Genomic DNA, 13,240 nt, shown 5'->3' with positions numbered 1-13,240 from the left:
ATATCTCCGTCATCCCCGCTGCCCGGGGCCCTGACACTGCCCGCCCACCAGATCCCGGAAAGACCCATGGCTGACCTACCTTCGAGTAACTCGGGCCGGACGTCGTCGCCCGCCATTGACGTCATCATCACCGGCCTCATGCTCTTCGCGCTGTTCTTCGGCGCGGGCAACCTCATCTTCCCGCCGGTCCTCGGGGCCTCAGCAGGAGACCACCTGTGGCAGGTCGTCCTGGGCTTCTGCCTCACCGGTGTGCTGCTGCCGCTGATCGCCGTGATCGCCGTGTCCACCTCGGGTGAGGGCATTCTGGGGCTGGCTCGCCGGGTGGGACCCACCTTCGGACTGCTCATGCCCCTGGCGGTCTACCTGTCCATCGGACCCATGTACGCCGTGCCGCGAGTTGTCACCGTCTCCTACGAGCTGGCCACCAGGCCGGTTCTGGAGCTGACGGGGATGACGCCCGGACGCTGGGCGCTGACGATTCACGCGGCAGTCTTCCTCGGGGTGTGCCTGGTCCTGGGACTGCGCCCCTCTAAGCTGGCCGACAGGATCGGACGCTGGCTGACCCCGGCACTGCTAGCACTCATTGTGGTCCTGTGCGCCATCACGATCTCCTCCACCGCGCCCCTGGACCGCCCGGCGCAGCCGGACTACGTCGCTGAGCCGCTGGTGACTGGACTGACCCGGGGCTACCTGACCATGGACGTGCTGGCGGCCACGGTCTTCGGCATCGTCGTCATCCAGTCCCTGCGGTCCCAGGGCTTCCACTCCACCAACGCGGTCACGAAGGCCACCATCGGGGCCGGTACTCTGGCGGCAGCGCTGCTCGCGGCCGTCTACGTGGGCCTGGCGATGATCGGCGCACGGACCCAGGGCGAGGACGTGTCAGACGGTACGGCCCTGCTGCGCAACGCGGCGGACGCGGCGCTGGGGAGCACCGGCGTCATCGTGCTGGCGGGCATCGTGCTGCTGGCATGCCTGACCACGGGAGTGGGACTGCTGTCCTCCTTCGCGGCCTACGCCCACTCGGCCTGGCCCAAGGTGCCTTTCGCGAGCTGGCTGTCCGGCTCGACGGCGGTGTCCTTCGCCCTGGCGAACCTGGGCCTGACCACCGTGCTGGCGATCATCTCGCCGCTGACCCTGCTGCTTTACCCGATCGCGATCACACTTGTGGCGGTCACCCTTGTGGACGCCGCTGCGCCGGGTCACCTGCGGATGACCTACCTGCTGCCGGTAGCCACGGCCATTGTCCTGGGAGCCGTCTCAGCGGCTGCGGACATGGGATGGACCGCACCGAGTGACCTGCTGGCACGCACCGGGATATGGAATGACTCCACCGGCTGGATCCTGCCGACCCTCGTGGTCCTGCTGATCGGCGTGGGTATTGACGTGGCGACGGGGCGCTGGTCCCGGCCGGCCTCGGACCTGTCCGGGGCGGATGACGACGTCGCGCGGGTGGCGGCCGAGGGCTTCTGAGCGCGTCAGCGCCGTACGCGCAGGACCCGGAAGCCCTTGGACGAGGCCTCCTTGCTCACCGTGTAGCCCTGGTCTGCCATCCACCGGGTGAGTGAGTCCGCGCCCAGGTTCTTGCCGACGACGAGCCAGGCCTCGCCGTCCTCGGCCAGGAGCCCCAACCAGGTGCCCAGCAGCTCGTGCAGCGCCTCCTTGCCGATGCGCACCGGAGGGTTCGACCAGATGAGGTCCAGGCGCTGTCCGGTCTCGCGCAGCTCGGCGAGCAGCTCCTCGGCCTGGACCGCTCGCACCTGGTGGTGGCCGGCAGCGGCGGCGTTGCGGGCCGTGAGCTCGAGCGAGCGCTCGTTGACGTCGGCGGCCAGTACGTGCGCCTGAGGGGCGGCGTCGGCCAGTGCCAGGGTGATCGGCCCCCAGCCGCAGCCCAGGTCCAGGAAGGTCCCGGTCTCGGGCGGGTCGGGGACGTGATCGAGCAGGACCTGGGTGCCCTTGTCCAGGCGGGATCCAGAGAAGACACCGGAGGCGGTGACCACCTCGTGCTCACGACCGCGGATCGTGAAGCGGTGGCTCTGTTCCTGGGCCGGGACAGCGGGGGAGGCGGTGAAGTAATGCTCGCTCACGCCGTCCAGGCTACCCAGGGCAGGGGCGTCGGGTAAGGCCGTGGACAGTCGGTTTGGTTGTGGCGGGGATGGGGATCGACTGTTGAGGGCCTGAAGCGACGCAGGCTCCTGGCTGACCTGACGTGATCTGCATCGATCCTCACCTTCCAGGCTGGTGTCACGGGCGTGGGCCCGTTACGATGCCGCCCATGTGGATTTTCCGTATGCGCTGAGACGGCGACAGCCGACGTCGCCGTCCTGACGAGACCGCCGGTCCGTTGAGCCTCGTTCCGGACCTCCGCACGCATACGACGAAGGACTCTTCTTGACTGACCGTACTGACAACCACACCACTGACACCCACATCGCCGCCCACGCTGGTCCCGGCACCGAGGCGCCTAGCGCCGAGGACATCGTCAACCGCATCCTCTCCCGCCACGGCACCGCCCTGGCCTCCACGGCCGCCGACCACACCCGTCACGACCTGGCCGACGACGGCGCCCTGGAGCGTGAGGCACGAGCCGCCACCCGGCGCGTGGCCTCCCTGACCACCGAGCTGGAGGACGTCTCGGAGGTCGAGTACCGCCAGATCCGCCTGGAGAAGGTGGTCCTGGTGGGGCTCGAGCTGCCCGCCGCCAGGCCTGCCGCGACCACCGGGGCCGCCGCCTCGCCGTCGTCCCGGCACGGATCCGCGCTCGAGGCCGCCGATGCCCAGGACGCCGAGACCTCGCTGGCTGAGCTCGCGGCCCTGGCCGAGACCGCCGGCTCGCAGGTGCTGGACGCCCTCATCCAGAAGCGCGACCACCCGGACCCCGCCACCTACCTGGGCTCCGGAAAGGCCAAGGAGCTGGCGGAGATGGTGGCGGCCGCAGGGGCGGACACCGTGATCGTCGACGGGGACCTCGCCCCCTCGCAGCGCCGTGCCCTGGAGGACGTGGTGCGGGTCAAGGTCGTGGACCGCACTGCCCTCATCCTCGACATCTTCGCTCAGCACGCCAAGTCCCGCGAGGGCAAAGCCCAGGTGGAGCTCGCCCAGCTGGAGTACCTGCTGCCGCGTCTGCGCGGATGGGGTGAGTCCATGTCCCGCCAGGCTGGTGGACGCGTGGCCGGCGGTCAGGGCATCGGCTCGCGCGGACCCGGTGAGACCAAGATCGAGCTGGACCGCCGGCGCATCCGTGACCGCATGGCCAAGCTGCGCCGCGAGATCAAGGCCATGGCGCCCTCACGCGAGGTCAAGCGCGGCTCGCGCCGTCGTGGTCCCATCCCCTCGGTGGCGATCGCCGGCTACACCAACGCCGGCAAGTCCTCCCTCATGAACCGGCTCACTGACGCCGGCCTCATGGTCCAGGACGCCCTGTTCGCCACCCTGGACCCCACGGTGCGCAAGGCAGAGACCTCCGACGGGCGGCTGTACACGCTCACGGACACGGTCGGTTTTGTGCGCAACCTGCCGCACGAGCTCATCGAGGCCTTCCGCTCCACGCTGGAGGAGGTGGCGGGCGCGGACGTGCTCGTCCACGTCGTCGACGCCGCCCACCCCGATCCGCTCAGCCAGATCGCGGCCGTGCGCGCGGTGCTGGCGGAGATCCCCGGGGCGCTGGAGGTTCCTGAGCTCATCGTCCTCAACAAGGCGGACCTGGCCGATGCCGTCACGCTCGCAGCCCTGCGCACCCGCCTGCCCGAGGCGGTCATCGTCTCAGCGGCCACGGGCGAGGGCCTGGACGAGCTGCGCTCTCGCATCGAGGAGATGCTGCCGCGCCCCGACGTCCCGGTGGACCTGGTCATCCCGTACTCCCGCGGGGACCTGGTGGCCAAGGTGCACGCCGACGGCGAGATCGACGCCATCGAGTACGTTGAGGCCGGCACGCGCGTGCGCGGGCGAGTGGACGCGCCGTTGGCCGCCGAGCTGCGGGCAGCGGCGGTTGCTGAGCCAGAGCCGGCAGCCGGGGCGTCGGAGCCCGGCCCGGCAGGCTCGGCTGGGCGGTAGAGGACGACGGCGATGGCGTCAGCAGGTGCACCGGGCCGCTCGGGTGGCGGTAGTGACGAGCAGTCACGTGCCGAGGAGGCGCTGGCTGAGGCGGTCTCCCGCCTGGGCGGTGCCCCGCGGCAGGGCCAGGTCGAGATGGTGCGTCGCGTGGTAGAGACCATTGAGGGCGGAAGCCACCTGCTGGTCCAGGCTGGTACGGGAACGGGGAAGTCCCTGGGCTATCTGGTCCCGGCGATGGTCCACGCCGCCAGCAGCGGGGAGCGGGCCGTCGTCTCGACTGCCACCCTGGCCCTGCAGCGCCAGGTGCTCACCAAGGACGCGCCGCTGGCTGCTGACGCCGTTGAGGCCGTGACCGGTGTGCGCCCCACGGTGGCGCTGCTCAAGGGCTGGCAGAACTACCTGTGCCGCCACCGTGTGGCCGGCGGGTACCCGGATGACGACGCCGACTCCCTCTTCTCTGCCTCCGAGGCGACTCGACCTGCGCGAGTGGGTGAGGCGGCGAGCGCCAGCCTGGGGGAGCAGGTGGTGCGCTTGCGCGAGTGGGCCACCCGCACGAGTACCGGGGACCGTGACGACCTGGTCCCCGGGGTCTCAGACCGGGCCTGGGCACAGGTCTCGGTGGCCAAGGCCGAGTGCCTGGGATCGTCCTGCCCGCTCAAGGACGAGTGCTTCCCCGAGCTGGCGCGAGCGGTAGCCGGTGAGGCGGACGTCGTCGTCACCAACCACGCGATGCTGGGTATCGCCGTGGCCGGCAACCCCGGCGTCCTGCCGGAGCACCACGTGCTTGTTGTTGACGAGGCCCATGAGCTGGCCGACCGTGTGCGCAGCCAGGGCACCGTGAGCCTGTCCGCCGGGGCTGTGGCGCGTGTGGCCCAGGCAGCGCGCAAGCACGCCAGCGTCATCGCCACCGGCCTGGAGGAGGCCGGCCAGGGCCTGCAGCTCGTGCTTGCGGAGCTGCCGGACGGTCGCCTGAGCGAGGGCGTGCCTCCGGCTCTGCGCACGGCGCTGGTGAACCTGGACGCCGCAGCACGCCAGGTGCTCACAGACGTACGTGAGGCGGCCAAGGCCGCGGGTGGCGGCACGGCAGGCGAGGGCGCCGGGGGAGTGGCCCTGGCGCGGGCCGCCGTGGCGGACCTCGTGGAGGCAGTGGAGCGCATGACCTCGGACTCGGTGGCCCAGCGCCGTGACGTCGCCTGGATTGAGCGGCCACGGATGGGAGCTGAGCCTGCGCGCCTGACCCTGGCACCGATTGACGTGGCGGGATCCGTGGCGGACACGCTGCTGGCTGACCACGCTGCGGTGCTCACCTCAGCCACCCTGGCCCTGGGCGGGAGCTTTGACCCCATGGCGCACGCGTTGGGGCTGACGCTGGCTGCCTCGCCCTGGGAGGGGATCGACGTCGGCACGCCCTTTGACTATGCCCGTCAGGGCATCCTCTACACCCCCACCCACCTGCCCAAGCCCGGCTTCGGGATCTCCCAGGAGGCCCTGGAGGAGGTGGTTGCCCTCACCCAGGCCTCGGGCGGCGGGATGCTGGGGCTCTTCTCCTCCCGGCGAGCGGCCGAGGAGGCGGCGCAGCTGCTGCGCGAGCGGACGGACCTGACCGTCTACGCCCAGGGGGAGGACCAGCTGCCGACCCTGGTGGAGGCCTTTGCTGCCGATGAGGACGCGTGCCTGGTGGGCACCCTGAGCCTGTGGCAGGGCGTGGACGTGCCCGGACGCACCTGCCGCTTGGTCATCATCGACCGGATCCCCTTCCCGCGGCCGGATGACCCGGTGGCCCAGGCTCGCAGCGAGGCGGTGGCCGCCGCCGGGGGCAACGGCTTCATGAGCGTGTCCGCCACCCACGCAGCCCTCCTGCTGGCTCAGGGGGCCGGCAGGCTCGTGCGGCGGGCGGACGACCGCGGCGTCGTCGCCGTCCTGGACCCCAGGCTGCGCACGGCACGCTACGGCTCGTTCTTGGCTCGTTCAATGCCGGCGCTGTGGCCCACGCGTGAGCGTGATGTGGTGCTGGGAGCGCTGACCCGTCTCGCGGCAGGCTGACGGCCGCAGGCGTGAGGTGCGTCCTGCGTGAGGTATGGCGCACGAGTGTCATAGGAGGTGGCTCACCGCGTACCCTTGCCATGGAGGGGCTGCGGCTGTCCCTCGTTACTCATGATCCGGAGGTATCCCCGTGTCCGAGTCCATCATCCCCAACACCGCCCAGGGTTCCTACCCCACCGCGCCTGGGGGACGCCCCTCCAAGGTCGCGATCATCGGTGCGGGTGCGGTCGGTTCGACCCTCGCCTACGCCTGCGTGACCAAGGGTGTGGCCCGTGAGGTCGTCCTGCAGGACATCGTCAAGGAGAAGGTCGAGGCCGAGGCGCTCGACATCGCCCAGGGCATCCAGTTCACCTCCGCCGGTGCCGTCTCCGGCTCTGACGACCCTGAGATCTGCCGCGATGCTGACGTCATCGCGATCACCGCCGGCGCCAAGCAGAAGCCGGGACAGTCCCGCCTGGAGCTGGCCGGGGCGACCGTGGGCATCATGGAGAAGATCCTGCCCAAGCTGGTGGAGGTTGCCCCCAACGCCATCTTCGTGCTCGTGGCCAACCCGGTGGACGTGGTGACCTACTGCGCCAAGAAGATCACCGGACTGCCCGAGAACCAGATCTTCGGCTCGGGCACGGTGCTGGACACCGCCCGCATGCGTTACCTGGTCTCCCTGGAGACGGGCACGGCGACCCAGAACATTCACGGCTACATAGCCGGTGAGCACGGAGACTCCGAGGTCCCGCTGTGGTCCTCCACCCAGATCGGTGGAGTGCCGATCACCCAGTGGGGCAAGACGGTCGACGGCGGCTATTTCGACCAGGACAAGCGTGACCGTATCGCTCACGACGTCGTGCGTTCCGCCTACCGCATCATCGAGGGCAAGGGCGCGACCAACTACGCCGTGGGCCTGGCGGTCCAGCGCATTATCTCCGCCGTCCTCAACGACGAGCAGCGTGTGCTCACCATCTCCCCGCTGCTGGACAACTGGCACGGGATCTCGGACGTGTGCATGGCGGTGCCGACCATCGTCGGCCGTGACGGTGCCGGGCGCCGCCTGGAGCCGCCGTTGACCCTGGACGAGCGCGACCGCCTGACGGCCTCGGCCGAGCGCCTGCGCGACGTCGCTCGCGGCCTGGGCTACTAAAGGGCACGTTCGCTGCCGCAACCGGCAAGACCGACGACGCAGCCGCACCTTCCGTGTCAAGGTGCGGCTGCGTCATTCGTTGTGGCCGCGGCTCAGGCGGCGGGCTTGGCAGGCTGGGCTAGAGCGCGCGCAGGACGGTGACGACCTTGCCCATAATCGTGGCCTCGTCGCCGGGGATCGGGGCGTAGTCAGGGTTGCGGGGTAGCAGCCACTGATGGCCGTCTCGGCGTGAGAGCACCTTGACGGTGGCCGAGGCGCCGTCGACGTCCTCGAGCATGGCTGCCACGATGTCTCCGTTGGAGGCATCCGGCTGGGAGCGGACGACCACCCAGTCGCCGTCGCAGATCGCGGCCTCGATCATCGAGTCGCCGTGGACCTCAAGCATGAACAGCTTGCCGTCTCCGGTCAGGCGCCGGGGCAGGGCCATGACGTCGTCGACCTCCTGCTCGGCCAGGATCGGCGAGCCGGCGGCGATGCGCCCGACCAGGGGGACGGCCACCGCCTCGCCCTCGGCCACGCCTGGTAGGACGGGCAGCTGCGGCTGCGGCTGCGGCTCGGCAGTGGAGGGCGGCGTGGTCTCGGGCTCAATGACCTCCAGGGCGCGCGGCAGGCGGGGATCGCGGCGGATCAGGCCGATGCGCTCGAGCTTGTCGAGCTGGTGCTTGACGGAGGAGGGGCTCGTCAGCCCGACCTGGGAGCCGATCTCGCGCATCGAGGGCGGGTAGCCGTGGGAGAGGACGGCCTGTCTCACGGCCTCGTAGACCTCGCGTGCCCGTTCATCCAGGCCCTCCAGGACCTCAGCCACGCTCTGGGGCTCAGTCACGGAAGGAGCGGAGGAGATCATGCCCTCCTCGGAGGGGGAGAGGGAGCGTTGTGTCATCGCCGTGTCCTTCGTGTCAGCCGCGCTAGCCGAGCAGCGCTGCTGCTCGTGCACGAATTTGTGTCGGTGGTCGGTGGTGGTCTTGACGTGTCAAGCCTACGGGTCACACGCCGAACCTTCAAACATGTGTTCGAAGAAACTCTGGACGTGTAGCCCTGATGGCGCTACTGTATCGAACAGGTGTTCGTCGAACACATGTTTCAGGAGGAACTCATGAGCGCTCTTGCCGTCCCGCCCTCGCCCCGTCTGCGTGCTGCGTCAGCCGCCTCGGCTGAGGCGGCTGTGGCCCAGCGCCTGGAAGGTGTGCGCGCAGGCCGCCCTCACCTGCGGCTGGTGACTCCTGACTTTGTTCCTGAGCAGGCCTCGACCTCGCGAGGGGCGAAGCCGGTTGGGCCGGCGCCGGTCAAGATCGGCCAGCGTGCCACCAAGCGCGCGGAGGCTGTGGCCGGGTCTCAGACCTCCTCCTCGGCCGCGGTGACGCGTGAGCGTCCGGCTGCTCTGGCGGCGGCTAGCCTGCAGGAGCTGGCGCCGCGCCACCCTGCGGTGCGGGCCCAGCGTCGCTGCGGTGAGGCGGGATCTGTGTCGGTGGCGCAGGAGAGCGTGGAGCGCGGTCAGGTGCGCCTGGGCAGCGTGGCTCGGCCGGCGAGGGCCTGCGAGGAGCACGCGCGGGTCGGCCTCGCCCAGGCGTCTACGGTGCAGGAGTCGAGGCAGGCCGTGCCCGCGGCGCTGCGTCGTCTGGTGGTACTGGCGTGCGCCGCCGTCCTTGGAGCCCTGCTGGTCGCAGGAGGCATCGTCCTGTCCGGCTTGATCTCCGAGCCGGTTGCTGGCGGGACCACGACGGTGCAGCAGGGTGAGTCGTTGTGGGACATCGCCTCGGCAACGGGTGCCCAGGACGTCTCTGCGGCGGTCTCGCAGATCGTGGAGCTCAACAACCTGGAGAGCACGACTCTTCAGCCGGGGCAGACCCTCATCCTGCCGGCGAGCTGAGCCTCCAGGCGCGGCAGGCTTGCGACTGCGGGCGTGTGGCCCTACGCTCCGAGCACACGAATTGCGAGGACTCGGAGGCTACGCGTGCACTGCCCATTCTGCAGATACGACGGTTCGCGCGTTGTCGACTCCCGGACGACTGATGACGGGCTCGCGATCCGCCGTCGTCGCGAGTGCCCCCAGTGTGGGCGGCGCTTCACCACCACTGAGACGGCGAGCCTGTCGGTACGCAAGCGATCGGGGGCGGTGGAGCCCTTCTCGCGCGACAAGGTCGTGGTGGGTGTACGCCGTGCCTGCCAGGGACGTCCGGTGTCCGACGATGATCTCGCGCTACTGGCTCACCAGGTTGAGGAGGCGATCCGGGCCTCCGGGCAGGCGCTCATCGACTCTCACGACGTCGGCCGGGCGATTCTGCGGCCGCTGCGGGAGCTTGACGAGATCGCTTACCTGCGCTTTGCCTCGGTCTACTCCGGATTCAACACCCTGGATGACTTTGAGAAGGCCATTGCCGAGCTGCGCGAGGCCCACCACAAGGACTGACTGACGCAAGGCACCTGGCGCCTGGAGGTCTGCCACCAGGCTCGGCCGCAGGTGGCAGGTAGCAGGTAGCCTGGTAGGGCTGCCTTGATGGCGCCGGACTATCTGGCGTCGATCGTGGCGATAAGGCTGTCGACCAGGGCGGGCCAGGTCCAGCGTTCCTCCATCAGCGCGCGCCCGGCGCGGCCCATGCGCTCACGCAGTTGAGGGTCCTGTAGCTGACGTACGAGGGCGGCGGTCAGGGCGTCCTTGTCCCTGCCATCGACGACGTTGCCGGTCACGCCCTCCTCGACGGTCTCTGGGGCGCCGCCGCTCGTGCCTGCGATGACGGGCAGGCCGGCAGAAGAGGCTTCCAGGAAGACGATGCCCAGGCCCTCGACGTCGAGCCCACCACCTCGGGTACGGCAGGGCATGGCAAAGACGTCGCCCATGGCTACGTGCCAGGGCAGTTCCTCGTAGGGGACCTTGCCGGTGAGGATGATGGACTCGCGAGCAGGCGAGTCGCGTTTGAGGTCGGCCAGACGCTTGGCGTAGGAGCCCCATCCCACGATGACCAGGCGGGCCCCCGGGACCTGCTCTGCGACGCGAGGCCAGACCTTGATGAGGCTGTCCTGTCCCTTGCGGGCGACCAGGCGTGAGACGCAGACGACGGTCGGGGCCTCGCCGAGGCGGTAACGGTCGCGCAGCAGGGCTCGGGCGGCGGGGTTGGGATGGAAGCGGTGGGTGTCAATGCCGCTGGGAAGTCGCAGGAGCTGCTGGTCAGCCGGCATGAAGGGGCGCAGGCGGCCCAGGGTGTAGTCAGAGATGTAGGTGATGACGTCAGCGTCACGGAAGATCTTGCGCAGCGCCTGGCGAGCGCCTGGGATCATGGACCACCCGACCTCGTGACCGTGAGTCGTGGCGATGACCCGTGTAGCGCCGGCGCGGTGGGCCGCCGCTCCCAGCAGGCCCAGAGGGGCCGCCGCCCCGAACCAGACGGTTTCGATGCCGCGCTGCGTGATCGCCTGCTCCATGCGGCGGCGCACATCCGGGGTGGGCAGCAGCATATGGGTGGGGACTCGCAGGACCTCGTAGGGCAAGGTGGCGTCGTAGGCGCGGGCTGCCTCCTCTCCCTCCGGCGGGGTTGAGGCCAGGACGGTGAGGTCCTCCGCCGGTAGGCGGTGGCAGTAGTCGTCCAGGTAGGACTGGATCCCGCCCACGACGGGCGGGAAGTCATTCGTGACCAGGAGCGTGCGGCGCATGGGGGCCAGTGTAGGTGGCGGGCGCAGCGGATCCTGTGGTGGCGGGCGCAGCGGGTCAAGGCGAGAGGCTGCGGGCGCTGACCTGTGCCTGCAACCCCTGCAGCCGTGCAGCCTCAGCCCTCGTCGGCGCTGCGCAGCACCTCGGACAGGCGCCGGGCGGCGGCCATCACCACCGGGCCGTGGACGCGTCCGGGCTGGCGGCCCATCCGCTCGATGGGGCCGGAGATGGAGATCGCCGCGATCACCTTGCCGCTGGCCCCGCGTACCGGCGCGGAGACCGAGGCGACCCCGGGCTCGCGCTCGCCCACGGACTGGGCCCAGCCCCGGCGTCGGACCGCCGAGAGCATGGTGGCGTTGAAGCGGGCCCCGGCCAGCCCGCGGTGCAGGCGGTCCGGCTCCTCCCATGCCAGGAGGATCTGTGCTCCGGATCCGCCGAGCATAGACATGGTGGCACCCACAGGGATGGAGTCACGCAGGCCGATCGGACGCTCGGCGTTGGCCACACAGATGCGCACGTCGCCCTGGCGGCGGTAGAGCTGGGCGGACTCGTGCGTCTTGTCCCGCAGTGCCGCGAGCACGGGTCCGGCGGCAGCGAGCAGGTGGTCCTCACCAGCGGCTGAGGCGAGCTCGCTCAGCCTCGGGCCCAGGATGAAGCGCCCCTGTGAGTCGCGCGCGACCAGGCGGTGGTACTCCAGGGCCACCGCGATGCGGTGAGCCGTCGGTCGGGCCAGGTGTGTGGAGGTCACGAGCTGCGCCAGGGTGGCCGGGCCGGCCTCCAACGCACTCATCACCAGCGCCGCCTTGTCAATGACGCCGACGCCGCTGCTGCTCTCCTCAATCGATGCGTCCATAATCTGATACTGCCATCCCAAGGGGTGAGATTTCAAGTTAAGGTTTCATGCAGTCAGAAACCTCGTGAAAGGAAGTGTCGCGATGGGAAAGACCCTCGCTGAGAAGGTGTGGCAGGACCACGTCGTGTCCCAGGGAGCCGACGGCGCCCCGGACCTGCTGTATATCGACCTTCACCTGGTCCACGAGGTCACCAGCCCACAGGCCTTTGAGGGACTGCGCCTGGCCGGCCGTCAGGTACGCCGTCCTGATCTCACGCTGGCCACCGAGGACCACAACACCCCCACCCTGGACATCGACCTGCCGATCGCGGACCTGACCAGCCGTACCCAGATCGAGACCCTACGCCGCAACTGTGCGGAGTTCGGGGTACGCCTGCACTCCCTGGGGGATGCTGACCAGGGCATCGTCCACGCCGTCGGCCCACAGCTGGGCCTGACCCAGCCTGGCATGACGGTGGTGTGCGGCGACTCCCACACGTCCACCCACGGCGCTTTCGGGGCGCTGGCCTTTGGCATCGGCACCAGCCAGGTCGAGCACGTCCTGGCCACCCAGACCCTGCAGATGAAGCCGTTCCAGACGATGAGCGTGCGCATCGACGGCGAGCTGCCCGCCGGATCCGGGGCCAAGGACATCATCCTGGCCATCATCGCCAAGATCGGCACCAACGGTGCCCAGGGCCACGTCATCGAGTACCGCGGCAGCGCCATCGAGAAGCTCTCGATGGAGGCACGCATGACGATCTGCAACATGAGTATTGAGGCCGGGGCGCGCGCCGGCATGATCGCGCCGGACCAGACCACCTTCGACTACCTCCAGGGCCGCCCCCACGCGCCGCAGGGGGAGGACTGGGACGCCGCCGTGGCCTGCTGGAGCTCCCTGCGCACCGATGAGGACGCCGTCTTCGACACCGAGGTCGTGCTTGAGGCCGAGGACATCGAGCCCTTTGTCACCTGGGGCACGAACCCCGGCCAGGGCCTGCCGATCTCGGCCACGGTCCCCGACCCCGAGCAGATCGCCGACGAAACCGAGCGCCGCGCGGCTGAGCGGGCCCTGGAGTACATGGACCTGCGTCCGGGCACGCCGCTGCGTGAGATCCACGTGGACACGGTGTTCCTGGGATCGTGCACCAACGGCCGCATCGAGGACCTGCGGGCCGCTGCCGAGGTGGTGCGTGGACGCACCAAGGCCCCAGGAGTGCGCATGCTCGTGGTTCCTGCCTCCGCCCGTATCCGCCTGCAGGCTGAGGAGGAGGGCCTGGACCAGGTCTTCAAGGACTTCGGCGCAGAGTGGCGCAACGCCGGCTGCTCGATGTGCCTGGCTATGAACCCGGACAAGCTGGCCCCCGGCGAGCGCTCGGCCTCGACCTCCAACCGCAACTTCGAGGGACGCCAGGGCAAGGGCGGCCGCACGCACCTGGTCTCGCCCGTGGTCGCCGCGGCCACCGCGGTGCGCGGCACGCTGTCCACGCCTGCGGACCTTCCTGCCCTGACCACCGCGGCCTGACCGCCCCGA

11 protein-coding genes are annotated in these 13,240 nt (G+C 69.9%); 7 read left to right on the top strand and 4 right to left on the bottom strand.

Going from position 1 to position 13,240, the window contains the following annotated elements:
• Positions 1 to 66: 66 nt before the first annotated feature.
• Entirely contained in the window at positions 67 to 1,473 is a 1,407-nt protein-coding gene (gene brnQ, locus CYJ26_RS02295) for a branched-chain amino acid transport system II carrier protein (protein WP_024036246.1), read from the top strand.
• A 5-nt stretch (positions 1,474 to 1,478) separates the two neighbouring features.
• On the opposite strand, the gene CYJ26_RS02290 is transcribed toward brnQ, so the two are convergent.
• A complete protein-coding gene (locus CYJ26_RS02290) occupies positions 1,479 to 2,087 on the bottom strand; it encodes a class I SAM-dependent methyltransferase (RefSeq protein ID WP_024036247.1) in 609 nt (202 codons plus the stop codon).
• Between the two features lie 343 nt (positions 2,088 to 2,430).
• On the opposite strand from CYJ26_RS02290, the gene hflX reads away from it, so the two are divergent.
• The 3 genes from hflX to CYJ26_RS02275 all read left to right on the top strand — a co-directional run bounded on the left by hflX (position 2,431) and on the right by CYJ26_RS02275 (position 7,231).
• Positions 2,431 to 4,053 carry a GTPase HflX gene (gene hflX, locus CYJ26_RS02285; protein ID WP_180950831.1) on the top strand — a complete coding sequence of 541 codons (1,623 nt, stop codon included), beginning with the start codon at positions 2,431 to 2,433 and terminating at the stop codon, positions 4,051 to 4,053.
• A 12-nt stretch (positions 4,054 to 4,065) separates the two neighbouring features.
• Positions 4,066 to 6,096, top strand: a complete 2,031-nt coding sequence (locus CYJ26_RS02280; RefSeq protein ID WP_006549447.1) for an ATP-dependent DNA helicase — start codon at positions 4,066 to 4,068, stop codon at positions 6,094 to 6,096.
• Between the two features lie 130 nt (positions 6,097 to 6,226).
• The gene (locus tag CYJ26_RS02275; RefSeq protein WP_006549448.1) at positions 6,227 to 7,231 is read left to right on the top strand and encodes an L-lactate dehydrogenase; all 1,005 of its coding nucleotides are present in this window, start codon (positions 6,227 to 6,229) and stop codon (positions 7,229 to 7,231) included.
• Between the two features lie 118 nt (positions 7,232 to 7,349).
• On the opposite strand, the gene lexA is transcribed toward CYJ26_RS02275, so the two are convergent.
• On the bottom strand, positions 7,350 to 8,075 hold the full coding sequence (lexA, locus tag CYJ26_RS02270) for a transcriptional repressor LexA (protein ID WP_180950830.1): 726 nt from the start codon (positions 8,073 to 8,075) through the stop codon (positions 7,350 to 7,352).
• Positions 8,076 to 8,324: 249 nt separating this feature from the next.
• Here lexA and CYJ26_RS02265 point away from each other — a divergent pair, with 249 nt between their 5' ends.
• Entirely contained in the window at positions 8,325 to 9,098 is a 774-nt protein-coding gene (locus CYJ26_RS02265; RefSeq protein WP_052039889.1) for a LysM peptidoglycan-binding domain-containing protein, read from the top strand.
• Positions 9,099 to 9,182: 84 nt separating this feature from the next.
• Complete coding sequence (nrdR, locus tag CYJ26_RS02260; RefSeq protein ID WP_024034741.1) at positions 9,183 to 9,638, top strand: transcriptional regulator NrdR; 456 nt, start codon at positions 9,183 to 9,185, stop codon at positions 9,636 to 9,638.
• Between the two features lie 98 nt (positions 9,639 to 9,736).
• On the opposite strand, the gene CYJ26_RS02255 is transcribed toward nrdR, so the two are convergent.
• Positions 9,737 to 10,876: a glycosyltransferase family 4 protein gene (locus CYJ26_RS02255; RefSeq protein WP_101637855.1), complete on the bottom strand. Its 1,140-nt coding sequence runs from the start codon at positions 10,874 to 10,876 to the stop codon at positions 9,737 to 9,739.
• A gap of 113 nt (positions 10,877 to 10,989) precedes the next feature.
• On the bottom strand, positions 10,990 to 11,727 hold the full coding sequence (locus CYJ26_RS02250) for an IclR family transcriptional regulator (protein ID WP_101637854.1): 738 nt from the start codon (positions 11,725 to 11,727) through the stop codon (positions 10,990 to 10,992).
• A gap of 82 nt (positions 11,728 to 11,809) precedes the next feature.
• Here CYJ26_RS02250 and leuC point away from each other — a divergent pair, with 82 nt between their 5' ends.
• Entirely contained in the window at positions 11,810 to 13,231 is a 1,422-nt protein-coding gene (gene leuC, locus CYJ26_RS02245) for a 3-isopropylmalate dehydratase large subunit (RefSeq protein WP_006549454.1), read from the top strand.
• The last annotated feature ends 9 nt before the right edge of the window (positions 13,232 to 13,240 follow it).

This window comes from Actinomyces urogenitalis, from assembly GCF_002861525.1.
GTDB classification, from domain to species: domain Bacteria; phylum Actinomycetota; class Actinomycetes; order Actinomycetales; family Actinomycetaceae; genus Actinomyces; species Actinomyces urogenitalis.
Note: the sequence above shows the minus strand (reverse complement) of the source record. Positions and strands in the feature narration are given on the sequence as shown.

What these genes read in the sequence shown, in the direction of transcription:
- CYJ26_RS02255 (WP_101637855.1), bottom strand. Translation starts at nt 10,876, where the DNA reads ATGCGCCGCACGCTCCTGGTCACGAATGACTTCCCGCCCGTCGTGGGC.
- brnQ (WP_024036246.1), top strand. Translation starts at nt 67, where the DNA reads ATGGCTGACCTACCTTCGAGTAACTCGGGCCGGACGTCGTCGCCCGCC.
- leuC (WP_006549454.1), top strand. Translation starts at nt 11,810, where the DNA reads ATGGGAAAGACCCTCGCTGAGAAGGTGTGGCAGGACCACGTCGTGTCC.
- CYJ26_RS02280 (WP_006549447.1), top strand. Translation starts at nt 4,066, where the DNA reads ATGGCGTCAGCAGGTGCACCGGGCCGCTCGGGTGGCGGTAGTGACGAG.
- CYJ26_RS02250 (WP_101637854.1), bottom strand. Translation starts at nt 11,727, where the DNA reads ATGGACGCATCGATTGAGGAGAGCAGCAGCGGCGTCGGCGTCATTGAC.
- CYJ26_RS02265 (WP_052039889.1), top strand. Translation starts at nt 8,325, where the DNA reads ATGAGCGCTCTTGCCGTCCCGCCCTCGCCCCGTCTGCGTGCTGCGTCA.
- lexA (WP_180950830.1), bottom strand. Translation starts at nt 8,075, where the DNA reads ATGATCTCCTCCGCTCCTTCCGTGACTGAGCCCCAGAGCGTGGCTGAG.